The organism is Litoreibacter halocynthiae, from assembly GCF_004365635.1.
Lineage (GTDB): Bacteria > Pseudomonadota > Alphaproteobacteria > Rhodobacterales > Rhodobacteraceae > Litoreibacter > Litoreibacter halocynthiae.
Genome location: NZ_SOBH01000002.1, coordinates 659,313 through 680,380, shown reverse-complemented (window position 1 = coordinate 680,380; position 21,068 = coordinate 659,313). Strand labels below are relative to the sequence as shown.

Here is a 21,068-nt window from a genome sequence, read left to right as displayed (position 1 = left end):
TGAAGAAGCCCCGCTTGGAAAAGTGGGGCTTTTTCTATTCCTTCGTCCGTTCGCTTGTTCTGCGTCACTAAACGCCCGCTAAAGCCCCTCTGTGACTGGTTCCCGCTACAGGTCCTGACAGCGCGCTAAGAAATGGGCTGTTTTTGTGGTAGAATGGAACAACAAATGATGGAGGGGAATATGAGCTACGTTACAATAACAACTTGGGAAATCGCAGATGGCGTGGATTACCATATATCCTTGCGTGCGATCGAAGAGAAACGCCTACCCGCTTTGAAAGGTTTTGGGGCGAGCCGTATAACGGTAATCCGCACCAGCGAGCGAACCAGTGCTGCCATAACCGTATGGCCAGACAAGGCCACGAGGGACGCCGCCGAGTTGAAAATCGACGAGGTGCGCAGATCAGTTCATACAGAGGACAAGACCCGAATGACTGGCGAGATGAAGGGCGAAATTGTCGCGGATGTTTAGCGCCACTGTTGCACAAAAGATAAGTCCATACAATCTCACGCCAGCCGTTCGCTGTGAGGACGCATAGAAGGCGTGTGTTCCCTTAGAGGAAGATAACACAATAGGCGTGTCCACTTTTTTGTATGGTAGGGTGTTAACCCACCGTCCTATCAAATTCAAAGAAACCCGTTTGTGTATTTGGGGCTTTTTCTTTTCTCGCTCGGAATCAAGCCGCAGGCGCCGTGCATCGCCGGACCGTCCCACGGGCTGGCGATTTGGGTGGCCTTTTGGTATTACCTTGAGAAGGAGGACGTGCTTGGCTGCTATAAAGTGGTGTCCAAGGAGGTCGGATCGCCATCCCCCGGTCCAGCGCTGCTCGGTTGTTTGACTGAATGTCTGCTTCGAGCCCACTCTGTTCATTTGTCAGGGTGCTGTGAAGGACCGCTATGCCGATTATGACGTGCTTGCATAAACCGTTGGAATTAGGTCCTATCTGTCTAGCACACTGCGAAGCGGCGTGAAAACACGGGCAGAAGAGTGACGAAGTTGGAAAACCAATATGCCTGAAAACCCAAAAACGCATTCAATTGCATCGTCAATCACAGCACTCATTGCTTCTACTGACGATGAAGTCCTACGCGACATTTCGCGATACGACAATCATGGCGGCGGCGGCGTCACATACGAGGAAGCGTTAGAGTTGCACTTCAAAGGCCTGAAAGACTTGATTGGCAGGCACAATTGCAGAGCAGACTGGTCAAAACATTACTGGTATCCAATGGAGGCAGTCGAGCTAAGAGCTTTTGTCCCAGACAACGGCGATAACAAGTCTTTTGCAGTGGCAACCTTATTTCTTCTTCTAGACGATATCGAAGATGGTGGGCGCGACCATATGGAAGCGCGATCCAGCCAACGATTTTTGAAAAGTTATCAGGCGCTCCCGTCAGAGTATTCCAAGTTGATTATGGATGGCCTCAAATACCTAAATAACAAATCCTCAATATAGGACGTTGGGCCGATGTCCGCTTCGTCCGCATAGCCGCCATTCATGCTTCAAGCCGTCACTACCCCCTTGACCCCATCCCCCCTCACTCCTAAACACCCACATCGGCAAGCCCCAGATTCGTCTGGGGCTTTGCTGTTGTTCATGGCTCTGCCTAGCAGATGCCAAATGGGACATCTAATCGGGGACCTTCGGGGCCCTATAAACACAAGCGGCGGGGCGACCCGTTTGCTGCAACAACGGAAGACAGAAAGCATGGCACTTAAGTCGTATAAGCCGACGACGCCAGGCCAACGTGGGTTGGTTCTGATCGACCGTTCGGAACTCTGGAAAGGCCGCCCGGTCAAAGCCCTCACTGAGGGTCTGACCAAGAATGGCGGACGGAACAACACCGGACGGATCACGATGCGTCGCAAGGGTGGGGGCGCCAAGCGTCTTTACCGGATCGTTGACTTCAAGCGGACGAAATTTGACGTCGCTGCTACGGTTGAACGGATCGAATATGACCCGAACCGGACTGCGTTTATCGCACTGGTGAAATACGCCGACGGCGAGCAGGCCTATATCCTCGCTCCGCAACGCCTTGGCGTTGGTGACACCGTCATCGCATCGGCCAAGGCCGACGTGAAACCGGGCAACGCAATGCCGTTCTCCGGTCTGCCAATCGGCACAATCATCCACAACATCGAGTTGAAGCCAGGCAAAGGCGGCCAGATCGCCCGTGCTGCAGGTACCTACGCTCAGTTCGTGGGTCGTGACGGTGGATACGCTCAGATCCGTCTGAGCTCCGGCGAGCTTCGCCTCGTCCGTCAGGAATGCATGTGCACCGTGGGTGCCGTGTCGAACCCCGACAACTCGAACCAGAACTACGGTAAAGCCGGTCGTATGCGCCACAAGGGCGTTCGCCCGTCTGTTCGTGGTGTCGTGATGAACCCGATCGACCACCCGCATGGTGGTGGTGAAGGCCGGACCTCTGGTGGTCGTCACCCGGTTTCCCCATGGGGCAAGCCAACCAAGGGTGCGCGTACTCGCAACAAGAACAAAGCGTCGCAAAAGCTGATCATCCGCTCGCGTCACGCCAAGAAGAAGGGACGTTAGAATATGTCTCGCTCTGTATGGAAAGGCCCCTTCGTCGACGCTTATGTGTTGAAGAAAGCCGAAGCTGCGAAAGAAAGCAGCCGCAACGACGTGATCAAGATCTGGTCCCGCCGCTCCACCATTCTGCCTCAGTTCGTTGGCCTCACCTTTGGTGTCTACAACGGCAAGAAGCACATCCCAGTGAACGTCACCGAAGACATGATCGGTCAGAAGTTTGGTGAGTATTCGCCAACCCGGACCTATTACGGTCACGCCGCTGATAAAAAAGCGAAAAGGAAGTAAGCCATGGGTAAGGATAAGAACCCCCGCCGCGTGGCAGATAACGAAGCAATGGCAAAACTGCGCATGCTCCGGACTTCCCCGCAAAAACTGAACCTCGTGGCTCAGCTGATCCGTGGCAAGAAAGTGGACAAGGCTCTGGCCGACCTCACCTTCTCCAAGAAGCGTATCTCTGACGACGTGAAAAAGTGCCTGCAATCCGCCATCGCGAACGCAGAGAACAACCACAACCTCGACGTGGATGATCTGATCGTGGCCGAGGCCTATGTCGGCAAGAACCTGACCATGAAGCGCGGTCGCCCTCGGGCCCGTGGCCGGTTCGGTAAAATCGTCAAGCCATTCTCGGAGCTGACCATCAAGGTGCGCCAAGTTGAGGAGCAAGCATAATGGGTAACAAAGTAAATCCTATCGGCATGCGTCTTCAGGTCAACCGCACCTGGGACAGCCGCTGGTACGCTGAAAGCAAAGACTTTGGTGATCTGCTTCTGGAAGACCTCCGGATGCGCGAATTCATCAAGACCGAGTGCAAGCAAGCCGGCATCAGCCGTGTGATCATCGAGCGTCCGCACAAGAAGTGCCGCGTTACGATCCACACAGCACGCCCGGGCGTCATCATCGGCAAAAAAGGCGCCGATATTGAAGGTCTGCGCAAGAAGCTGTCCGCGTTCACCGACAGCGAGCTGCACCTCAACATCCTTGAGGTCCGCAAGCCCGAACTGGACGCAGCACTGGTTGGCGAGTCCATCGCCCAGCAGCTGGAACGTCGTGTGTCTTTCCGTCGTGCTATGAAGCGCTCGGTACAGAACGCAATGCGTATGGGTGCCCTAGGCATTCGTGTGAACCTCGCTGGCCGCCTTGGTGGCGCCGAGATCGCCCGGACCGAATGGTACCGTGAAGGCCGCGTGCCTTTGCACACCCTGCGTGCCGACATCGATTACGCACACGTTGAAGCGATGACTGCTTATGGCATCATCGGGATCAAAACCTGGATCTTCAAAGGCGAGATCATGGAACACGATCCACAAGCGCGTGACCGTAAGCAACAGGAACTCCAAGACGGCCCAACACCTCGCGGTGCTGGCGGTCGTCGCTAAGGGGGGCGTGAACAATGCTACAACCAAAGCGTACTAAATTCCGCAAGATGCACAAAGGCCGCATCCACGGTGAAGCAAAGGGCGGGACAGACCTGAACTTTGGCACCTACGGTCTTAAGGCAACTGAACCTGAGCGTATCACTGCACGCCAGATCGAAGCTGCCCGTCGTGCAATGACGCGTCACATGAAACGTCAAGGCCGTGTCTGGATCCGTATTTTCCCGGACCTGCCAGTGACTTCCAAACCTATCGAAGTTCGTATGGGTAAGGGTAAAGGGTCCGTGGACTTTTGGGCATGTAAGGTCAAACCCGGCCGTATGATGTTCGAAATCGACGGTGTGGCCGAGCCAATCGCCCGTGAGGCCCTACGCCTTGCTGCGATGAAGCTGCCTATCAAAACACGGGTTGTTGTCCGCGAGGACTGGTAATCCCGTCGCGCTTTAGCGCGACGTAGGCGGAGGCAGCGTATTTGCTCGCAAATGCGCGTTCCGCCCCGGTAGACATAAAAAAGCCCCCGCTGAGAAATCGGCGGGGGCTTTATCTATCTATCTGAATGCTATGCGTTTGGAGATTTGTAGTAATTTTCGAAATTCAGAGCGATGGTCTCGATTATCAGGTGCGTGAGAATCGCGACTTGCCACTTGGGCATTTGCTCTTGCAGCTTGGAGGTAAGGTCATCGTTTCCAGCAAGGTAGTCCACGCAAGATTGTTGGTCTGGAAATGGGTTCCTGCCCATTTTCGATTCTAGATCGGGACCCATGGCGAGCATTTTTTCTAGAAAGTTGTGCATGGCCATATTCAATGCGACGTTATTGACGCCCCCATCCCCGAATGACTTAATTGCTAAGTCAAATCTTTCTTGATGGTCAGAAATACGGAACACTTGTGACGAATGAGCAGCCTTGTTCCGGATACCTCGCAGTTTCTCAATAGCTGAAAAAGATTGCTCAGTAAGAATTCCAAGTACAAATAGAGCTTTAGACTTCATGGACAGGCTCCCAAAGGCGCCTCCGTAGCCGGTAGTGTCGGCGAGTACTTTTTGGCTAACGCCCTCGGCTTTGTGTGTCTTGATCATTTCCATCAAAAAATCATCAATGATGTGGCAGGAGAGAAGGACAGCCCCTCGTTCGCTTTCGTCTAGTATTGCGTCTAATATCTTAGGTAAGCGGTCTAGATGTTTCATCCAATCTGACATGATTTTATCCAAGTTCCGTGCGAGTTAACTGTGATTGAAGCTGTTTGATGTATGGACTGGTAGGTGAACAGAACTCATCCCCAAGCATAATTAAAGCTAACCGATATCCTATCTTCCTCGCTCATATTCATCGGCACCTCGTGCCTCAGAAAACTCTCCCATAGCAGCACGTCACCAACCTTAGGCGCCACATAAATGAACTGCCGCATCTCCTCGCGCGCATCTTTCAGACGGGTAGGGGCGGCCATCATCATTTGGGACCGTGGGTCCTCCAACTTCAACGCCGACGCGCCTTCGGGCATGGCCACATAGGTGGTGCCGGAAATCACCGAATGCGGGTGGATGTGCGACGTGTGGATGCCGCCTTGGGGCAGGATGTTGATCCAGATGTCCTCCAGCTTCAACTCGCGCCCGTCCAGATCGAGCTCAAGATCCTTGGCGAACTCGGCCACGTGTTTATCCAGCGCCTCCACCACTTCCTTGAAGATGGGGGACCGCCACGGCAGGTCCGTCAGCGACGCGTAGCTGGTATAGCCCGCGAACGCGTTCTCTTCGCACCAGTCCTGACCGGCCTCGTCATCCTCGGCGGTGCCAAGGCATTCATCCTCCAACTCCTCCGGATCAATGGGATTGCCATGATCGGAAAGGCGGGCTTGATAGAGGCGGGTCACGAAGAGGGAGCGAATATCCATGCCGCCTTGGATAGCCCGCTAGCTGAGGTCTCGCAAGGCCGCCGCCAAGGCTTCGCGGTCAAAGCCCGTGGGCTTGTAATCCAGACCGCCGCTTTGGTTCAAAAACACCGTGAACACCGAGGCGTTGATATAGCAACTCACCTGATCGCCCGAGCATTTCGCCGTGGTGGAGTTGGGGAAGGACACCGAGATGCCGCCCTTGTCGCCGCCACCCACGATCAGACTACCCGACGCCGTGCGCTCCCCGATCAACTCGATGCTCTCGGAGCTGGCGCGGACCTCGTCGTCGAGCAGCACGAATTTGAACCGCGCCGGATTTGCGGTGGCGTCATCGACCCGCCAACTGGAGAACGGGTTTTCGCCGCGGGTTTTTGCATCGGTGTAGGCGGTGCTGACGGCAGTGAAAATCTGCCGCCGGTCGACCCTTTGGGCGTCCTTGACGGTGAACTTGACCTTGTTTTGCACGGCGGCTCTCAGTGTGGCCTCGTCTTGGCTCGTGAGCGAGGCATCGGCCTTGAAGTCAAAGCCCCGGACCTGACTGGCCTCCAGGTCGCGCCTTCGTGTCGGACGTTTCGACTGCAGCTTGATGTCGGCAGGCACCGTGACCAGCTGGTTGGTCTGGAGATCCCAGAACATCAGCTGCCCCGACGACAGCACGCCAGAGTTGCGGTAGCCAAGGCTGGTATTGGCGTAATCGAGATTGGCGGTGACCTTGACCGGCCCGCCGCCCGGGGTGCATCCGGCCAATAGAAGTGCCGCACCGACGCATATAAAGGAGCGCATAATTAACCCTCTCTGTGACAATGATTTTGATAATGCGCCAAGTTTGGGCAGTCAGAGGCCGCAAATCAAGGAGTTTTCGGCGAGAGTGGGGTGTCGTGGAAATGTCCTATCCGTCAGAGACGCGTAGCTGGTGTAGCCCGCATAGCCGTTCTCCTCGCACCAGTCCTTCAACAACTCCTTCGAGTCGATGGCTTTGTGGTGATCGGCATGGCGAGCGTGGTAAAGACCGGTCACGAAGAGAGAATGAATCGGTGTCATGACGCCTTGAACCCGAAGGCTAACACGCAAGTTGGCCCCTATTTTACAGATATATGCGGCTGGACAGCCACGGGGGTTGCAATAAGTCGGGCAGGGGTCTAAAGCCACGTTTCATCATGAACTCCATTGGAATCAGGGTGACCCTCTTGGGGGCCCTCCGATGTATGAAAAAAGGAAACGGCTATGAACGCCAGCGAGCTTCGCGAGAAGACTGCTGACCAGCTCAACGAAGAGCTTGTCGCACTGAAAAAGGAAGCCTTTAACTTGCGCTTCCAACAGGCCACCGGCCAACTTGAAAACACTGCACGCATGCGCGACGTCAAACGCGGTGCCGCACGTGTAAAAACAATTCTGAACGAAAAAGCGAAAGCTGCAGCTGGGGAGGCCTCCTAATGCCTAAGCGTATCCTGAACGGTGTCGTCACCAGCAACCAAAACGAGCAAACTGTAACGGTTTCCGTTGAACGCCGCTTCCGCCACCCTGTTCTGAAGAAGACGATCCGTAAGTCCAAGAAGTACCGGGCTCACGACGAGAAGAACACGTTTAACGTGGGTGATCTGGTTCGCATTCAAGAATGTGCTCCGAAATCCAAAACCAAGCGTTGGGAAGTTATTCTCGCTGACGCGTGAAGCTTTTCTAATTAATTCGAAACCCTGGGGCCTAAGGTTAGGTCCCCAAAGGTCGGGAGACATCAAATGATCCAGATGCAGACCAACCTGGATGTAGCTGACAACAGCGGCGCTCGCCGTGTTCAGTGCATCAAGGTTCTGGGTGGTTCCAAGCGTAAATACGCATCCGTCGGCGACATTATTGTCGTGTCGGTCAAGGAAGCCATCCCGCGCGGCCGCGTGAAAAAAGGCGACGTCCGTAAGGCTGTCGTTGTACGCACCGCCAAAGAAGTTCGTCGCGACGATGGCACCGCCATTCGCTTCGACCGCAACGCAGCTGTTATTCTGAATAACAACAACGAGCCTATCGGCACCCGTATCTTCGGCCCGGTTGTTCGTGAACTGCGCGCAAAGAACTTTATGAAAATCATCTCGCTCGCCCCGGAGGTGCTGTGATATGGCTGCTAAACTGAAAAAAGGCGACAAGATCGTCGTGCTGGCTGGCAAAGACAAAGGCAAAGAAGGCACCATTGCCTCCGTTGACCCCAAGTCCGGTAAAGCCATCGTGGAAGGCGTCAACGTCGCCATCCGTCACGTGAAGCAAAGCCAGAACAACCAAGGTGGCCGCGTGCCACAGGCGATGCCGATCCAATTGAGCAACCTGTCCTTGATCGACTCCAATGGCAAACCTACCCGCGTAGGTTTCAAAATGGACGGCGACAAGAAAGTGCGCTTTGCCAAGACAACAGGGGACGTGATCTGATGCTTGACGACGCAAAATACACCCCGCGCCTGAAGTCTGTTTATGTCGACACGATCCGTGCCGCCATGAAAGAAGAGTTCGGCTACAAAAATGACATGCAGATCCCGCGTCTGGACAAAATCGTCCTGAACATCGGGGCTGGTCGTGCGGCCGTGAAAGACAGCAAGAAGCCTGCGGGCGCTGCTGCCGATCTGACCGCAATCGCAGGTCAAAAAGCCATGGTCACCCGTGCCAAGCAATCCATCGCCGGCTTCCGCCTGCGTGAAGATATGCCTGTCGGTGCCAAGGTAACCCTGCGCGGCGAGCGTATGTACGAATTCCTTGATCGCCTGATCACCATCGCAATGCCTCGTATCCGTGACTTCCGCGGCGTATCTGGCAAGTCGTTTGATGGCCGTGGCAACTACGCCATGGGCATGAAGGAGCACATTGTGTTCCCAGAGATCGACTTTGACAAGATCGATGAAGCCTGGGGCATGGATATCGTAATCTGCACGACCGCCGACACCGATGCTGAAGCAAAGAGCCTGTTGAAAGCTTTCAACATGCCTTTCAACAGCTGATCCGCGGGAAGGAATAGAACATGGCTAAAAAAGCAATGATCGAACGCGAGAAGAAGCGCGAAAAGCTGGTGAAGAAATACGCCGCTAAACGTGCAGCTCTGCTTGCAATCGCAAACGACAAAGAGAAACCAATGGAAGAGCGTTTCAAAGCGCGTCTGAAACTGGCGGAACTGCCGCGCAACAGCTCGGCTACTCGTTTGCACAACCGCTGCCAACTGACGGGCCGTCCTCACGCTTACTACCGTAAGCTGAAGATTTCCCGGATCATGTTGCGGGACTTGGGCTCTGCTGGCCTGATCCCCGGCATGGTTAAGTCCAGCTGGTAAGGAGGGCATTAGATTATGAACGATCCTATCGCAGATATGCTCACACGCATTCGCAACTCGCAGCTGCGCGGCAAAGCAACCGTCGAGACCCCCGCTTCTAAAATCCGTGCTTGGGTTTTGGACGTGTTGGCCGACGAGGGCTACATCCGTGGCTACGAAGCGACGACGGGCAAAGACGGTCACCCGGCTTTGAACATTGAGCTGAAATATTACGAAGGCACTCCTGTCATTCGCGAATTGAAGCGGGTCTCTAAACCCGGTCGTCGCGTTTACATGGGTTCCAAAGACATCCCGGTGGTCCGTCAGGGCCTGGGCGTGTCGATTGTCAGCACACCTCGCGGTGTGATGTCGGACGCAAACGCGCGCAGCCAGAATGTTGGCGGCGAAGTGCTTTGCACGGTATTCTAAGGAGCGCCTAGTATGTCTCGTATTGGTAAAAAACCAGTCGATCTGCCATCCGGCGTAACCGCGTCCGTCTCTGGCCAGACCATCGAAGTAAAGGGCCCTAAGGGCGTCCGTTCCTTCAAAGCAACTGACGACGTGACCCTCTCGGTTGAGGATAACATCGTTACGATCACGCCACGCGGGTCGTCCAAGCGCGCGCGCCAGCAGTGGGGCATGAGCCGCACGATGGTCGCGAACTTGATCACCGGTGTGACCGACGGCTTCAAGAAAGAGCTTGAAATTCAAGGTGTGGGTTACCGCGCCGCGATGGAAGGCAACAACCTGAAGCTGAACCTCGGTTTGTCGCATGACGTTGTCTATGAAGTGCCTGAGGGTGTGACGGTTGCGGCTCCAAAGCCCACCGAGATCACCATCGAGGGGATTGACGAGCAGGTTGTCGGCCAAGTGGCTGCCAACATCCGCGCGTGGCGCAAGCCGGAGCCTTATAAAGGCAAGGGCATCCGCTACAAAGGCGAGTTCGTCTTCCGCAAAGAAGGGAAGAAGAAGTAATGGCTAATAGCAAACGTGATCTGTTCATCAAACGCCGCCTGCGCGTTCGGAACAAACTTCGCAAGGTAAACGCCGGACGCGCGCGTCTGTCGGTTCACCGCTCCAACAAAAACATCAGCGTTCAGCTGATTGATGATGTGAATGGCGTGACGCTGGCTTCGGCTTCTTCTCTCGAGAAGGATCTGGGCATCGTTGGCAAGAACAACATCGAAGCTGCAACCAAAGTCGGTGCCGCAATCGCGGAACGCGCCAAAAAAGCTGGCGTGACGACTGCCTACTTTGACCGCGGCGGTTTCCTCTTCCACGGTAAAGTGAAGGCCTTGGCCGAAGCTGCCCGTGAAGGCGGTTTGAAAATCTAAGTCTTTGGGCGCTCCATCAGGGGCGCCCATTTTTGCAGGCCTTATGGCCTCGATGATCGGGGGGCTCACGCCCACTGCGATTGAGAATAAACGGCGCTAAGGCGCAGAAATTAAAGGATTTGCCCAATGGCAAGAGAACCAGGAAATCGCGGTCGCCGCGATCGGGACGAGACCCCCGAATTTGCAGATCGCCTAGTTGCGATCAACCGCGTGTCCAAGACCGTTAAGGGTGGTAAGCGCTTTGGCTTCGCCGCACTTGTTGTTGTTGGCGACCAAAAAGGCCGCGTCGGCTTCGGTAAAGGTAAAGCGAAAGAGGTCCCAGAGGCCATCCGCAAAGCCACCGAGCAAGCCAAGCGCCAAATGATCCGCGTGCCCCTGCGCGAAGGCCGCACGCTGCACCACGATGTCGCTGGCCGTCATGGCGCTGGTAAAGTCGTTATGCGCACTGCACCACAAGGTACCGGTATCATCGCCGGTGGTCCAATGCGTGCTGTGTTCGAAATGCTCGGCGTTCAAGACGTTGTTGCAAAGTCGATTGGCTCGCAAAACCCTTACAACATGATCCGTGCTACTTTGAACGGTCTCGTGAACGAAGCTTCCCCACGTATGGTGGCGCAGCGTCGTGGTAAGAAAGTTGCCGACATCCTGCGCTCCGACGACGGCCCCAAGGTCGATGGCGAGCAAGCCCCAGTTGTAACGGAGGCCTAAGACATGGCTAAAACTATCGTTGTAAAACAGATTGGCTCGCCAATCCGTCGCCCCGCCAAACAGCGTGCTACGCTGGTCGGTTTGGGTCTGAACAAGATGCACAAAACCCGTGAGCTGGAAGACACACCTTCCATTCGTGGCATGGTCGCGAAAATCTCGCACATGGTCGAGATCATTGAGGAGAAGGGCTAAGCTCCTTTACACCTTGTGATTTGGTGTGCGCTTAGTTTAAAAATGGAAACCGTTTCGCTGAAATGCGAGGCGGTTTTTTGTTTGCAAATTGGGCTTATAGAACGGAAGCGATCATGAGAGCACTGAAGTGGATGTTTGTGGCATTAGCTGCATATCTGACATTTAGCGTGGTGCACGTATCGGTGGCTTACGTTTGGCACGACAATCCGGCAGTTCAAAAGGTGATCAACTTTGGGCAAAAACCTGATCTGTTCGTTTGGTCGTCTTCCGGTGAAGAATTTCTTCAAGACGTCACATTGAATGGTGAGCCGCTTGTTACCGGAGAATTTTTTAGTGAAGACTTTGATCGTTCACCTTCTGAGGGAGCGTACTATTTATTTCTGCTCTCTGATGAGCAAGAAGGGCCACCTCAATCACTTCGCGATCACTTTGGGATGTCAGACAAAAACATCGAGAGGGTGATGGAGGGGGGCACAGTGAAACTATTTAGCTATTCGTCCGGCTTCCAACTGGGCTTGTTCCCGTTTTACATTCACTTTCGGCAGGCCTTCTTAGTCAATTCAGACCAGATATCGAAAGAGTATCAGCCATCTTGCATTCGAGACATTGTGCACGTGATCGTAACCTCTATATCTGAGTTAGAGGCGATGTCTGAACGGTGCCGTTTGCAGAACTAATACGGCAGAAGGTTTAATGTGCTTCTCAACTCTTCCAACTAATACCTATTGAGCGTTGAGACATGAGTGCATCGACTGCGCTAAAGCACGCGTGGACGTACTTCATATAAGTCCGAGCTTCATATAAGTCCGAGGATGGTATAAAACAAAAGGCATAAGGCGGCCCTTGCCACACAACACGCTCTCCCCTAAACACCCCCGGTGGGCATACGGCCCATAGAATCAACAAGAAACGCCGCGTTTGGTCCATTTCGCTTCGAGGACCCTTCCGGCAATAGGAGAAGCGATATGAAACTGCACGAATTGCACGACAATCCAGGTGCCACCAAAACCAAAAAGCGCGTGGGCCGTGGCCCCGGCTCTGGCAAAGGTAAAATGGCTGGCCGTGGTATCAAAGGTCAAAAGTCCCGTTCGGGCGTTGCCCTGAACGGCTACGAAGGTGGCCAAATGCCACTTTACATGCGTTTGCCAAAACGCGGCTTCAACTCGCGGAACAAGAAATCCTTCGCAGTTGTGAACCTCGGCATGATCCAGAAATTCATCGACGCCAAGAAACTCGACGCCAAAGGCGACATCACCGAAGACACGCTGCTTGAAGCCGGTCTGGTGCGTCGCAAGCTGGATGGCGTTCGCATTCTGGCCAAAGGTGACATCACATCCAAAGTGACTTTGACTGTTACTGGCGCTTCCAAAACGGCTGTAGATGCTGTTGAAAAGGCCGGCGGCAAGCTCAACACCGCAGCGGCTGCTGAATAAGCCTTGTGAGAGGCCATTGCGCCTCTTACATAACTGACAAGTTTTCCAGCGCCGCGACGGGAATTCCCGCTCGCGGCGCTGTGCATATCTAGACAGGGATACCCAAGCACATGGCTTCAGCCGCCGAGCAAATGGCACAAAACATGAGCTGGTCCGCCTTCGGGAAGGCCACCGAGTTACGCCAACGCATCCTCTTCACCATCGGTCTGCTGATCGTCTACCGTTTGGGCACCTACATTCCGGTTCCCGGCATCGACGCCGACGCCTTGCGTCAGTTCGTCGAGCAAGCGCAGCAAGGCATCGGTGGCGTGTTGAACATGTTCACCGGCGGCGCGATTGGCCGCATGGGCCTGTTTGCCCTCGGGATCATGCCCTACATTTCGGCCTCGATCATCGTGCAGCTGATGACCGCCATGGTCCCGCAGCTGGAACAGTTGAAGAAAGAGGGCGAGCAGGGCCGCAAGAAGATCAACCAATACACGCGCTACGGCACCGTGTTCCTTGCCACGTTGCAGGCCTACGGGCTTTCAGCAGGGCTTGAGGGCTCCGGCCTTGCGACCGAGCCGGGCCTGTATTTCCGCGTCGGTGCGGTGATTACGCTGGTCGGCGGCACCATGTTCCTGATGTGGCTGGGCGAGCAGATCACCCAACGCGGCATCGGCAACGGCATCTCGCTGATCATCTTCGTCGGCATCATCGCCGAAATCCCTGCCGCTTTGGCGCAGTTCTTCGCGCAAGGCCGCTCCGGCTCGATCAGCCCTGCGGTCATCGTGGGCGTGCTGCTGGTGGTCATTGCGACGATCATGTTCGTGGTCTTCATGGAACGCGCCCTGCGCAAAATCCATATCCAATATCCGCGCCGCCAAGTCGGCATGAAGGTTTATGACGGCGGCTCCTCGCACCTGCCGGTCAAGGTAAACCCCGCGGGCGTTATCCCTGCGATTTTCGCCTCGTCGCTGCTGCTGCTGCCGACGACCGTGTCGACCTTCTCGGGTGCGCAAACCGGCGAATTCATGGCGACGCTCTTGGCTTACTTCGGCCCCGGTCAGCCGCTGTATCTGCTGTTTTTCACCTCGATGATCGTGTTCTTCGCGTATTTCTACACCTTCAACGTGGCCTTCAAGCCCGAGGAAGTGGCCGAAAACCTGAAGTCCCAAAACGGCTTTATCCCCGGCATCCGTCCGGGCGAGCGTACCGCCGAATATCTGGAATATGTGGTAAACCGCGTTCTGGTTGTCGGTGCCGCCTATCTGGCCGCCGTGTGTCTGCTGCCGGAAATCCTGCGAAGCCAGCTTGCGATCCCGTTCTACTTCGGGGGCACCTCGGTGCTGATCGTCGTGTCGGTGACCATGGACACCATTCAACAGGTTCAGTCGCATATGCTGGCGCACCAGTATGAAGGCCTGATCGAGAAGTCCCAGCTGCGCGGCAAGAAGCGCGGCGGGAAGACCAAGTCGAAAGGGCCGTCGCGTCGATGAACATCATTCTGCTTGGGCCGCCTGGCGCGGGGAAGGGCACACAAGCCCGTAAACTGGTCGCGGAACGCGGCATGGTGCAGCTCTCAACCGGCGACATGCTGCGCGAGGCGAAAAGCTCCGGCACTGCGATGGGCAACAAGGTTGCCGCGATCATGGATGCGGGCCAGCTGGTCACCGATGACATCGTTATCGGCCTGATCGAGGAAAAGCTGGAAGGCGACCACGCGGGCGGTTTCATCTTTGACGGGTTCCCGCGCACGTTGCCTCAGGCGGATGCATTGGGCGCTTTGCTGGAAAAGCACGGCACGACGCTGGACGCTGTGATCGAGATGCGGGTGGATGACGATGCGCTGGTCGCACGGATCACCGCACGGTCCACATGCGGGGATTGTGGCGAGGTCTATAACGACCAGACCAAGCCGATCCCAAGCGATGGCAAATGCTCCAACTGCGGCGGCACAGAATTCAAGCGCCGCGCCGACGACAACGAAGAAAGCCTGCGCACGCGGCTGATGGAATACTACAAAAAGACGTCCCCGCTGATTGGCTATTACTACGCCAAGGGCGACCTGAGTTCGATCGACGGCTTGGGTGAAATCGACGTGGTGGCGAAGGCCATTTCGGGGGTTTTAGACAGCTAGACCCCACGGCAGGGCGGGGGGCTCTTGACCATATGTTAAAAACCTCCTAAGCCGCAGCATCCCTAACGGGAATCGCACCACGGCCTAGCTAGCTGACACGGTGTTGACCATATCTAAGCCAAGCCCGCAGGTTATGAAAAACCTTCGGGCTTACGTTGTGAAAAAAGGTTCCGGAGCTACGGAACCGCGACTGAAAAAGGAATTGCCTCTTGGCACGTATTTCCGGCGTTAACCTGCCCGACGCGAAGCGCGTCCCCATCGCACTGACTTACATTACCGGCATCGGCCACACTTCCGCGAAAGCGATTTGTGAAGCTATCGGTATCGACGCTGCTCGTCGTATGAACGATCTCTCGGACGCCGAGATTTTGAAAATTCGTGAGCATATCGACGAAAACTATGACGTCGAAGGCGACCTGCGTCGCGAGACCACCATGAACATCAAACGTCTGATGGATCTGGGTTGCTACCGTGGCCTGCGCCACCGTCGTAACCTCCCTGTTCGCGGTCAACGGACCCATACGAACGCACGCACCCGCAAAGGCCCTGCTAAGGCCATTGCTGGCAAGAAGAAGTAAGGGGAGATCTGATCCATGGCACGTGAAAAAGTACGCACGAAGAAGAAGGTCCGTAAGAACATCGCCGCTGGCGTTGCACACGTGAACTCTTCGTTCAACAACACCAAAATCCTGATCTCTGACGTTCAGGGCAATGCTATCTCTTGGTCCTCCGCCGGGACATGTGGCTTCAAAGGCTCGCGTAAATCGACGCCTTATGCTGCACAGATGGCTGCCGAAGACGCAGGCCGCAAGGCTCAGGAACACGGCGTGAAGACGCTGGAAGTCGAAGTTCAGGGCCCAGGCTCTGGCCGTGAGTCCGCGCTACGCGCGCTGGCTGCCGCTGGCTTCCAGATCTCGTCCATCCGCGACGTGACACCTATGGCCCACAACGGCTGCCGCCCACCAAAGCGCCGCCGCGTCTAAGCTACGTATTCTATCGCGCGGTCCCCGTCCTTATTTTGGGCGGGGTCCGTGTTTGTCATTTCAACCTCGAGTGGCCCCGGATTTGGACATGATCCGCGGTCGAGCATGGAGGCGACACACATGATCCATAAAAATTGGCAAGAGCTGATTAAGCCAACCCAACTGGACGTAAAGCCCGGCAACGACCCTGCACGCAAAGCAACCGTGATTGCCGAGCCGCTGGAGCGTGGCTTTGGTTTGACCATGGGCAACGCCCTGCGCCGCGTGCTGATGAGCTCGCTGCAAGGTGCGGCGATCACTTCGGTTCAAATCGACAACGTACTGCACGAGTTCTCCTCGATTGCTGGTGTGCGCGAAGACGTGACGGACGTGATCCTGAACCTCAAAGGCGTGGCAATCCGTATGGAAGTCGAAGGGCCAAAGCGCCTGTCGGTTTCCGCGAAGGGCCCTGCGATCGTAACCGCTGGTGACATCTCCGATTCCGCTGGGATCGAGATTCTGAACCGCGACCACGTGATCTGCCACCTCGATGACGGCGCCGAGCTGTTCATGGAGCTGACGGTGAACACCGGTAAAGGCTATGTCTCTGCAGACAAAAACAAGCCGGAAGACGCGCCAATCGGTTTGATCCCGATTGATGCAATCTTCTCGCCCGTCAAAAAAGTGTCCTATGACGTACAGCCGACCCGCGAAGGTCAGGTGCTCGACTATGACAAGCTGACAATGAAGATCGAAACCGACGGCTCCCTGACACCTGACGATGCAGTGGCTTACGCCGCGCGCATTCTTCAGGACCAGCTGGGCATCTTCGTCAACTTCGACGAGCCGGAATCGGCCCGTGCGCAGGACGACGAAGACGAGCTAGAGTTCAACCCGCTTCTTTTGAAGAAAGTGGACGAGCTGGAACTGTCCGTGCGCTCTGCAAACTGCCTGAAGAACGACAACATCGTCTACATTGGCGACCTGATCCAGAAGACCGAAGCCGAGATGCTCCGCACCCCGAACTTTGGTCGCAAATCCCTCAACGAGATCAAGGAAGTGCTGTCTGGCATGGGCTTGCATCTCGGGATGGACATTGTGGACTGGCCACCAGAGAACATCGAAGATCTTGCCAAGAAATTCGAAGACGCGTTCTAAAAAATACTGTAGGGCGGGGGAAACACCCCGCCTTACCGCTCCGCCCGGCGTGCCCGACAAAAGTCCGACGCAATGCCGACGCTTAGCAGACCACGAAAATGCCGGCGAAATGACCGGGAAAACATGGGCAATTCTGCCCCAACAGAGGCACCGACACGCATCGGCGACCCGTACAAAGTATAGACTGAAGGAACGATAAAATGCGCCACTCACGAGGCTACCGCCGCCTGAACCGTACACATGAACACCGCAAAGCGCTGTTCATCAACATGTGCGGCTCGCTCATCGAGCATGAGCAAATCAAAACAACTCTGCCGAAAGCCAAAGAGCTTCGCCCGATCATCGAGAAGATGATCACTTTGGCGAAACGCGGCGATCTGCACGCCCGCCGTCAAGCCGCTTCCAAGCTGGTTCAAGACAAAGACGTCGAGAAGCTGTTCGCAGTTCTGGGCCCACGCTACAAAGACCGCCAAGGTGGCTATGTGCGTGTTATGAAAGCCGGATTCCGTTACGGTGACATGGCGCCAATGGCGATCATCGAGTTCGTCGACCGCGACGTCTCCGCCAAGGGCGCAGCCGACAAAGCCCGCCTTGAGGCCGAAGACGCCGAATAATTCGCTACATATGTAGCACCCGAAAAACCCTGCCTTAACCGGCGGGGTTTTTCACTTTTTGGTCATCGGGTCGACAAGCTGTGGCGCGCCGCATAGCTTTTGACAAAACGACAATCGACGAGGCGAGCCCATTTTTAGACGTGCATTTCTAGTCGCCCCTCTGGTGGCATTATTCCTGTCAGCATGCGCGGCACCCGAGGGTGGTCCGCCAAAGGCAACGGACGCTCAAATCAATGCGCTGGCCGCAAGCATCGCTGCCTTGCGCGACGACATCGACCCCGCAGAAGCCGCCCGAGCCGCCCGCATCGCCTACGACTATCCGCTTGAATTGGCAGAACAATATGGCATCACGGACACGCCACTGGCGCACAACCGCAAGGTGAACAGAGGCGACCGTCCGCGCGGGCTCTGCTGGCATTGGGCCGAGGATTTGCAGGCCAAGCTGAACAGCGAAGGCTTCCGCACGCTCGAAGTGCATCGCGCGATTGCCAATGGCCTAAACCCGATCCTGATTTCTCACAGCACGGCGTTGATCTCGGCCAAGGGCGACGACATGTATGACGCGATTGTACTCGACCCGTGGCGCTTTGGCGGAAAGCTGTTCTGGAGCAAGACGTTGGAAGATAAGCGCTATGATTGGTACCCGCGTTTGGAGATACTGACGGAACGCCGCAGACGTCGCCTTGCCTACGAGGGTGAGTTGTAACGCAGACCGCGCATTGAATTCCCACGGCTGCGACGGCATATCAGAGAGGCGCACCAGATAGGGAAACCCCATGCGACTGTTTTTACCCGTGCTACTGAGCCTTGTTCTTGCGATGCCTGCGACCGCCGAGGTCAAGGTACCTCAAAGTCAGACCGAAATTAGCCTGAGCTTTGCCCCGCTGGTCAAAGAGGCAGCTCCTGCGGTGGTTAACATCTTCGCCAACCGTATCGTACAGCAATCGGAAAGCCCGTTTCGGGGCAATCCACTATTCGAGGAGCTGTTTCGAGGGTTCGGGCAATCGCAGCCACGGGTGCAGAACTCACTGGGGTCCGGTGTGATTGTTTCGGAAGACGGTATCGTGGTGTCGAACTACCATGTGGTCGGCATGGCGACGGAAATCCGCGTGGTTTTGACCGACCGGCGCGAGTTCGAGGCTGAGATTTTGCTGGCGGACCGCGACAGCGATTTGGCGATATTGAAGATCAACGCGGATACCCCGCTGCCGCATCTGAGTTTTCGCGACAGCGACGAGGTCGAGGTGGGAGAGTTGGCGCTGGCGATCGGCAACCCGTTCGGGATCGGGCAGACCGTGACGTCCGGCATCGTGTCGGGGCTGGCGCGGTCGGGTACGGCGACCGGCAACGCGCGCGGGTATTATCTGCAGACGGATGCGGCGATCAATCCGGGCAACTCTGGCGGTGCACTGGTCGACGTGAGCGGGCGTCTGATCGGGATCAACACGTCGATTCTGACACGTTCCGGCGGGTCGAACGGAGTGGGTTTTGCCATCCCTGCCAATCTGGTGGCGCGGTATGTCGAGCAGGCGCGGGCTGGAAATGACAGCTTTACCCAAGCCTGGGCGGGGATCTTCGGTCAAGCGGTGGACTACTCGCTGGCCGAAGGGTTCGGGCTGAGCGTGCCGGAAGGCGTGGTGATTTCCTCCATGCATCCGGTCAGCCCGTTTGCGGAGGCTGGGTTGGCCTTGGGCGACATTGTGTTGTCTGTCGACGGGCAGCCGGTGAACTCGCCGCCGGAAATGCTGTTTCGCATGTCGGTGCGGCCGGTTGGCGACACGATCACGGTGGAGTATTTATCGGATGGCGAGGTCAGGGAGGCGGAGGTCGCTTTGATCGAAGCGCCTGACACACCGCCGCGTGATGCGCGGGTGGTGCAGGGTGGCACGTTGGTGGGTCTGGCCGTGGCCAATATCAATCCGGCGGTGCAGTCGGAGTTGAACCTGCCCACGGCGCTGTCCGAGGGTGTGGTGGTGACGGACGTGTCCGGCCCGCTGGCTCGTGTGGGATTGCGTGCGGGCGACGTTCTGCTGGAAATCAACGGCGAGGCGATCATGTCGACGGCGGATGTGGAGGATGTGTCGGACATGCGGTCGCGCAACTGGCGGATTGACGGCCTGCGCGGCGGGCAGCGGTTTTCCTACAGGTTCCGTATCTGATGCCGGACCTGTTCGATACGGGCGCGAAAGAGCCGTCGAAGATGCAGCCCTTGGCGGATCGTTTGCGGCCTAAAACGCTGGGCGAGGTGATCGGACAGGAACAGGTGCTGGGGCCGGACAGCCCGCTTGGGGTGATGCTGGCCTCCGGCGCTTTGTCATCGCTGATTTTCTGGGGGCCGCCGGGGGTGGGCAAGACCACCATCGCGCGGCTGCTGGCGGATGAAACCGATCTGCATTTCGTGCAGATCAGCGCGATTTTCACCGGTGTGCCGGACCTGAAGAAGATATTCGATGCCGCGCGTATGCGCCGCGACAACGGGAAGGGCACGCTGCTGTTCGTCGACGAGATACACCGTTTCAACAAGGCGCAGCAGGACGGTTTTTTGCCCTACATGGAGGACGGCACGATCCTTCTGGTGGGGGCCACGACCGAGAACCCCTCGTTCGAGTTGAACGCCGCTGTGCTGTCACGGGCGCAGGTGTTGGTGCTGACGCGTCTGTCGTTGGTTGATCTGGAACGGCTGGCGCAGCGGGCGGAGAAAGACCTTGGGCGCGGGCTGCCTTTGGGCCCTGACGCGCGGGCCGCTTTGCTGGAAATGGCGGATGGCGACGGGCGGTCGCTTTTGAACCTGATCGAGCAGGTGAGCGCGTGGAAAATCGACGGCAAGCTGGACACCGAAAGTCTGGGCAAGCGGCTGATGCGCCGCGCGGCGCAATACGACAAGTCGGGAGATAGCCACTACAACCTGATCTCGGCCCTGCATAAGTCGGTGCGTGGCTCGGATCCGGATGCGGCCTTGTACTGGTTCGCGCGGATGCTGACGGGGGGCGAAGACCCGCGTTATCTGGCGCGACGGATCACGCGGATGGCGGTGGAGGATATCGGGCTGGCGGACACGCACGCGCATCGCGTTTGTCTTGATGCTTGGGAGACCTATGAACGGCTAGGCTCGCCCGAAGGGGAGTTGGCGCTGGCGCAGGCGGTCACCTATCTGGCGCTCGCGCCGAAGTCGAACGCGGGCTATGCGGCGTATAAGAATGCTATGGCGGCGGCGAAGAAGACCGGCTCGGAACCGCCGCCGAAGCATATCCTGAACGCGCCGACGAAGCTGATGAAGGATCAGGGCTATGGCGACGGCTACGCTTATGACCACGACGCGGAGGATGGGTTTTCAGGGCAAAACTACTTCCCCGAGACGATGAAGCGCGGGGTGTATTACACCCCTGTGGAGCGCGGGTTCGAGCGGGAGTTGAAGCGGCGGCTAGATTACTTCACCAAGCTTCGGGCGAAACGCTGA

The 21,068-nt window shown here is 56.5% G+C and carries 33 protein-coding genes; 29 read left to right on the top strand and 4 right to left on the bottom strand.

Features of this window, described 5'->3' with window-relative positions:
* Nucleotides 1-180: 180 nt before the first annotated feature.
* From BDE40_RS10695 to rplP, 7 genes are all read left to right on the top strand, one after another.
* Nucleotides 181-471, top strand: coding sequence for a hypothetical protein (locus BDE40_RS10695; RefSeq protein WP_134014526.1), 291 nt, complete (start codon nucleotides 181-183; stop codon nucleotides 469-471).
* Between the two features lie 538 nt (nucleotides 472-1,009).
* A complete protein-coding gene (locus BDE40_RS10690; protein ID WP_134014525.1) occupies nucleotides 1,010-1,456 on the top strand; it encodes a hypothetical protein in 447 nt (148 codons plus the stop codon).
* Between the two features lie 252 nt (nucleotides 1,457-1,708).
* Nucleotides 1,709-2,551: a 50S ribosomal protein L2 gene (gene rplB / locus BDE40_RS10685; RefSeq protein ID WP_134014524.1), complete on the top strand. Its 843-nt coding sequence runs from the start codon at nucleotides 1,709-1,711 to the stop codon at nucleotides 2,549-2,551.
* Between the two features lie 3 nt (nucleotides 2,552-2,554).
* Entirely contained in the window at nucleotides 2,555-2,833 is a 279-nt protein-coding gene (gene rpsS, locus BDE40_RS10680) for a 30S ribosomal protein S19 (RefSeq protein ID WP_073142217.1), read from the top strand.
* A gap of 3 nt (nucleotides 2,834-2,836) precedes the next feature.
* Entirely contained in the window at nucleotides 2,837-3,217 is a 381-nt protein-coding gene (gene rplV / locus BDE40_RS10675; protein ID WP_021101961.1) for a 50S ribosomal protein L22, read from the top strand.
* Entirely contained in the window at nucleotides 3,217-3,924 is a 708-nt protein-coding gene (gene rpsC / locus BDE40_RS10670) for a 30S ribosomal protein S3 (protein ID WP_073142222.1), read from the top strand. The genes rplV and rpsC overlap by 1 nt, the downstream gene beginning before the upstream one ends.
* 14 nt (nucleotides 3,925-3,938) lie before the next feature.
* Nucleotides 3,939-4,352: a 50S ribosomal protein L16 gene (gene rplP / locus BDE40_RS10665; protein ID WP_073142224.1), complete on the top strand. Its 414-nt coding sequence runs from the start codon at nucleotides 3,939-3,941 to the stop codon at nucleotides 4,350-4,352.
* A 128-nt stretch (nucleotides 4,353-4,480) separates the two neighbouring features.
* Here rplP and BDE40_RS10660 read toward each other — a convergent pair whose 3' ends face one another.
* The 4 genes from BDE40_RS10660 to BDE40_RS10645 form a co-directional block, all read right to left on the bottom strand.
* The gene (locus BDE40_RS10660) at nucleotides 4,481-5,119 is read right to left on the bottom strand and encodes a hypothetical protein (protein ID WP_162848072.1); all 639 of its coding nucleotides are present in this window, start codon (nucleotides 5,117-5,119) and stop codon (nucleotides 4,481-4,483) included.
* A gap of 74 nt (nucleotides 5,120-5,193) precedes the next feature.
* A complete protein-coding gene (locus BDE40_RS10655; protein ID WP_134014522.1) occupies nucleotides 5,194-5,811 on the bottom strand; it encodes a 2OG-Fe(II) oxygenase family protein in 618 nt (205 codons plus the stop codon).
* 18 nt (nucleotides 5,812-5,829) lie between these two features.
* On the bottom strand, nucleotides 5,830-6,594 hold the full coding sequence (locus BDE40_RS10650; RefSeq protein WP_134014521.1) for a hypothetical protein: 765 nt from the start codon (nucleotides 6,592-6,594) through the stop codon (nucleotides 5,830-5,832).
* A gap of 51 nt (nucleotides 6,595-6,645) precedes the next feature.
* Nucleotides 6,646-6,852 carry a 2OG-Fe(II) oxygenase family protein gene (locus tag BDE40_RS10645; RefSeq protein ID WP_134014520.1) on the bottom strand — a complete coding sequence of 69 codons (207 nt, stop codon included), beginning with the start codon at nucleotides 6,850-6,852 and terminating at the stop codon, nucleotides 6,646-6,648.
* A gap of 183 nt (nucleotides 6,853-7,035) precedes the next feature.
* On the opposite strand from BDE40_RS10645, the gene rpmC reads away from it, so the two are divergent.
* From rpmC to BDE40_RS10535, 22 genes are all read left to right on the top strand, one after another.
* Nucleotides 7,036-7,245 (top strand): 50S ribosomal protein L29, encoded by a 210-nt coding sequence (rpmC, locus tag BDE40_RS10640; RefSeq protein WP_134014519.1) that lies wholly within the window; start codon nucleotides 7,036-7,038, stop codon nucleotides 7,243-7,245.
* Nucleotides 7,245-7,481: a 30S ribosomal protein S17 gene (gene rpsQ / locus BDE40_RS10635; protein ID WP_073142238.1), complete on the top strand. Its 237-nt coding sequence runs from the start codon at nucleotides 7,245-7,247 to the stop codon at nucleotides 7,479-7,481. Before rpmC ends, rpsQ begins: the two co-directional genes overlap by 1 nt.
* A 66-nt stretch (nucleotides 7,482-7,547) precedes the next feature.
* A complete protein-coding gene (gene rplN, locus BDE40_RS10630) occupies nucleotides 7,548-7,916 on the top strand; it encodes a 50S ribosomal protein L14 (protein ID WP_013963207.1) in 369 nt (122 codons plus the stop codon).
* 1 nt (nucleotide 7,917) lies between these two features.
* Nucleotides 7,918-8,223 (top strand): 50S ribosomal protein L24, encoded by a 306-nt coding sequence (gene rplX, locus BDE40_RS10625; RefSeq protein WP_134014518.1) that lies wholly within the window; start codon nucleotides 7,918-7,920, stop codon nucleotides 8,221-8,223.
* Entirely contained in the window at nucleotides 8,223-8,786 is a 564-nt protein-coding gene (gene rplE / locus BDE40_RS10620) for a 50S ribosomal protein L5 (RefSeq protein ID WP_073142242.1), read from the top strand. The genes rplX and rplE overlap by 1 nt, the downstream gene beginning before the upstream one ends.
* Nucleotides 8,787-8,806: 20 nt before the next feature.
* Nucleotides 8,807-9,112, top strand: a complete 306-nt coding sequence (gene rpsN / locus BDE40_RS10615; protein ID WP_021101952.1) for a 30S ribosomal protein S14 — start codon at nucleotides 8,807-8,809, stop codon at nucleotides 9,110-9,112.
* Nucleotides 9,113-9,127: 15 nt separating this feature from the next.
* Nucleotides 9,128-9,520, top strand: a complete 393-nt coding sequence (gene rpsH, locus BDE40_RS10610; protein ID WP_134014517.1) for a 30S ribosomal protein S8 — start codon at nucleotides 9,128-9,130, stop codon at nucleotides 9,518-9,520.
* A 12-nt stretch (nucleotides 9,521-9,532) separates the two neighbouring features.
* A complete protein-coding gene (rplF, locus tag BDE40_RS10605) occupies nucleotides 9,533-10,066 on the top strand; it encodes a 50S ribosomal protein L6 (RefSeq protein WP_134014516.1) in 534 nt (177 codons plus the stop codon).
* Nucleotides 10,066-10,425, top strand: coding sequence for a 50S ribosomal protein L18 (gene rplR, locus BDE40_RS10600; RefSeq protein WP_073142252.1), 360 nt, complete (start codon nucleotides 10,066-10,068; stop codon nucleotides 10,423-10,425). Before rplF ends, rplR begins: the two co-directional genes overlap by 1 nt.
* Before the next feature lie 126 nt (nucleotides 10,426-10,551).
* Nucleotides 10,552-11,133, top strand: coding sequence for a 30S ribosomal protein S5 (gene rpsE, locus BDE40_RS10595; protein ID WP_121026796.1), 582 nt, complete (start codon nucleotides 10,552-10,554; stop codon nucleotides 11,131-11,133).
* A 3-nt stretch (nucleotides 11,134-11,136) separates the two neighbouring features.
* The gene (gene rpmD, locus BDE40_RS10590; protein WP_121026793.1) at nucleotides 11,137-11,325 is read left to right on the top strand and encodes a 50S ribosomal protein L30; all 189 of its coding nucleotides are present in this window, start codon (nucleotides 11,137-11,139) and stop codon (nucleotides 11,323-11,325) included.
* Nucleotides 11,326-11,438: 113 nt separating this feature from the next.
* On the top strand, nucleotides 11,439-12,002 hold the full coding sequence (locus tag BDE40_RS10585) for a hypothetical protein (RefSeq protein WP_134014515.1): 564 nt from the start codon (nucleotides 11,439-11,441) through the stop codon (nucleotides 12,000-12,002).
* A 288-nt stretch (nucleotides 12,003-12,290) separates the two neighbouring features.
* The gene (gene rplO, locus BDE40_RS10580) at nucleotides 12,291-12,758 is read left to right on the top strand and encodes a 50S ribosomal protein L15 (RefSeq protein ID WP_134014514.1); all 468 of its coding nucleotides are present in this window, start codon (nucleotides 12,291-12,293) and stop codon (nucleotides 12,756-12,758) included.
* Between the two features lie 110 nt (nucleotides 12,759-12,868).
* Entirely contained in the window at nucleotides 12,869-14,236 is a 1,368-nt protein-coding gene (secY, locus tag BDE40_RS10575) for a preprotein translocase subunit SecY (RefSeq protein WP_134014513.1), read from the top strand.
* The gene (locus BDE40_RS10570) at nucleotides 14,233-14,877 is read left to right on the top strand and encodes an adenylate kinase (RefSeq protein WP_134014512.1); all 645 of its coding nucleotides are present in this window, start codon (nucleotides 14,233-14,235) and stop codon (nucleotides 14,875-14,877) included. Before secY ends, BDE40_RS10570 begins: the two co-directional genes overlap by 4 nt.
* A gap of 209 nt (nucleotides 14,878-15,086) precedes the next feature.
* Entirely contained in the window at nucleotides 15,087-15,455 is a 369-nt protein-coding gene (rpsM, locus tag BDE40_RS10565) for a 30S ribosomal protein S13 (protein ID WP_134014511.1), read from the top strand.
* Nucleotides 15,456-15,470: 15 nt separating this feature from the next.
* Nucleotides 15,471-15,860 (top strand): 30S ribosomal protein S11, encoded by a 390-nt coding sequence (rpsK, locus tag BDE40_RS10560; protein ID WP_073142268.1) that lies wholly within the window; start codon nucleotides 15,471-15,473, stop codon nucleotides 15,858-15,860.
* A gap of 120 nt (nucleotides 15,861-15,980) precedes the next feature.
* Nucleotides 15,981-16,997 carry a DNA-directed RNA polymerase subunit alpha gene (locus BDE40_RS10555; protein WP_073142271.1) on the top strand — a complete coding sequence of 339 codons (1,017 nt, stop codon included), beginning with the start codon at nucleotides 15,981-15,983 and terminating at the stop codon, nucleotides 16,995-16,997.
* Nucleotides 16,998-17,197: 200 nt separating this feature from the next.
* Nucleotides 17,198-17,611 carry a 50S ribosomal protein L17 gene (gene rplQ / locus BDE40_RS10550; protein ID WP_073142273.1) on the top strand — a complete coding sequence of 138 codons (414 nt, stop codon included), beginning with the start codon at nucleotides 17,198-17,200 and terminating at the stop codon, nucleotides 17,609-17,611.
* Between the two features lie 163 nt (nucleotides 17,612-17,774).
* Complete coding sequence (locus BDE40_RS10545; protein ID WP_246030418.1) at nucleotides 17,775-18,317, top strand: hypothetical protein; 543 nt, start codon at nucleotides 17,775-17,777, stop codon at nucleotides 18,315-18,317.
* A gap of 70 nt (nucleotides 18,318-18,387) precedes the next feature.
* A complete protein-coding gene (locus tag BDE40_RS10540; protein ID WP_134014509.1) occupies nucleotides 18,388-19,770 on the top strand; it encodes a trypsin-like peptidase domain-containing protein in 1,383 nt (460 codons plus the stop codon).
* The gene (locus BDE40_RS10535; RefSeq protein WP_134014508.1) at nucleotides 19,770-21,068 is read left to right on the top strand and encodes a replication-associated recombination protein A; all 1,299 of its coding nucleotides are present in this window, start codon (nucleotides 19,770-19,772) and stop codon (nucleotides 21,066-21,068) included. The genes BDE40_RS10540 and BDE40_RS10535 overlap by 1 nt, the downstream gene beginning before the upstream one ends.

Coding starts and splice junctions, on each gene's coding strand:
- BDE40_RS10695 (WP_134014526.1), top strand. CDS start 181: ATGAGCTACGTTACAATAACAACTTGGGAAATCGCAGATGGCGTGGAT.
- BDE40_RS10690 (WP_134014525.1), top strand. CDS start 1,010: ATGCCTGAAAACCCAAAAACGCATTCAATTGCATCGTCAATCACAGCA.
- rplB (WP_134014524.1), top strand. CDS start 1,709: ATGGCACTTAAGTCGTATAAGCCGACGACGCCAGGCCAACGTGGGTTG.
- rpsS (WP_073142217.1), top strand. CDS start 2,555: ATGTCTCGCTCTGTATGGAAAGGCCCCTTCGTCGACGCTTATGTGTTG.
- rplV (WP_021101961.1), top strand. CDS start 2,837: ATGGGTAAGGATAAGAACCCCCGCCGCGTGGCAGATAACGAAGCAATG.
- rpsC (WP_073142222.1), top strand. CDS start 3,217: ATGGGTAACAAAGTAAATCCTATCGGCATGCGTCTTCAGGTCAACCGC.
- rplP (WP_073142224.1), top strand. CDS start 3,939: ATGCTACAACCAAAGCGTACTAAATTCCGCAAGATGCACAAAGGCCGC.
- BDE40_RS10660 (WP_162848072.1), bottom strand. CDS start 5,119: ATGTCAGATTGGATGAAACATCTAGACCGCTTACCTAAGATATTAGAC.
- BDE40_RS10655 (WP_134014522.1), bottom strand. CDS start 5,811: ATGGATATTCGCTCCCTCTTCGTGACCCGCCTCTATCAAGCCCGCCTT.
- BDE40_RS10650 (WP_134014521.1), bottom strand. CDS start 6,594: ATGCGCTCCTTTATATGCGTCGGTGCGGCACTTCTATTGGCCGGATGC.
- BDE40_RS10645 (WP_134014520.1), bottom strand. CDS start 6,852: ATGACACCGATTCATTCTCTCTTCGTGACCGGTCTTTACCACGCTCGC.
- rpmC (WP_134014519.1), top strand. CDS start 7,036: ATGAACGCCAGCGAGCTTCGCGAGAAGACTGCTGACCAGCTCAACGAA.
- rpsQ (WP_073142238.1), top strand. CDS start 7,245: ATGCCTAAGCGTATCCTGAACGGTGTCGTCACCAGCAACCAAAACGAG.
- rplN (WP_013963207.1), top strand. CDS start 7,548: ATGATCCAGATGCAGACCAACCTGGATGTAGCTGACAACAGCGGCGCT.
- rplX (WP_134014518.1), top strand. CDS start 7,918: ATGGCTGCTAAACTGAAAAAAGGCGACAAGATCGTCGTGCTGGCTGGC.
- rplE (WP_073142242.1), top strand. CDS start 8,223: ATGCTTGACGACGCAAAATACACCCCGCGCCTGAAGTCTGTTTATGTC.
- rpsN (WP_021101952.1), top strand. CDS start 8,807: ATGGCTAAAAAAGCAATGATCGAACGCGAGAAGAAGCGCGAAAAGCTG.
- rpsH (WP_134014517.1), top strand. CDS start 9,128: ATGAACGATCCTATCGCAGATATGCTCACACGCATTCGCAACTCGCAG.
- rplF (WP_134014516.1), top strand. CDS start 9,533: ATGTCTCGTATTGGTAAAAAACCAGTCGATCTGCCATCCGGCGTAACC.
- rplR (WP_073142252.1), top strand. CDS start 10,066: ATGGCTAATAGCAAACGTGATCTGTTCATCAAACGCCGCCTGCGCGTT.
- rpsE (WP_121026796.1), top strand. CDS start 10,552: ATGGCAAGAGAACCAGGAAATCGCGGTCGCCGCGATCGGGACGAGACC.
- rpmD (WP_121026793.1), top strand. CDS start 11,137: ATGGCTAAAACTATCGTTGTAAAACAGATTGGCTCGCCAATCCGTCGC.
- BDE40_RS10585 (WP_134014515.1), top strand. CDS start 11,439: ATGAGAGCACTGAAGTGGATGTTTGTGGCATTAGCTGCATATCTGACA.
- rplO (WP_134014514.1), top strand. CDS start 12,291: ATGAAACTGCACGAATTGCACGACAATCCAGGTGCCACCAAAACCAAA.
- secY (WP_134014513.1), top strand. CDS start 12,869: ATGGCTTCAGCCGCCGAGCAAATGGCACAAAACATGAGCTGGTCCGCC.
- BDE40_RS10570 (WP_134014512.1), top strand. CDS start 14,233: ATGAACATCATTCTGCTTGGGCCGCCTGGCGCGGGGAAGGGCACACAA.
- rpsK (WP_073142268.1), top strand. CDS start 15,471: ATGGCACGTGAAAAAGTACGCACGAAGAAGAAGGTCCGTAAGAACATC.
- BDE40_RS10555 (WP_073142271.1), top strand. CDS start 15,981: ATGATCCATAAAAATTGGCAAGAGCTGATTAAGCCAACCCAACTGGAC.
- rplQ (WP_073142273.1), top strand. CDS start 17,198: ATGCGCCACTCACGAGGCTACCGCCGCCTGAACCGTACACATGAACAC.
- BDE40_RS10540 (WP_134014509.1), top strand. CDS start 18,388: ATGCGACTGTTTTTACCCGTGCTACTGAGCCTTGTTCTTGCGATGCCT.
- BDE40_RS10535 (WP_134014508.1), top strand. CDS start 19,770: ATGCCGGACCTGTTCGATACGGGCGCGAAAGAGCCGTCGAAGATGCAG.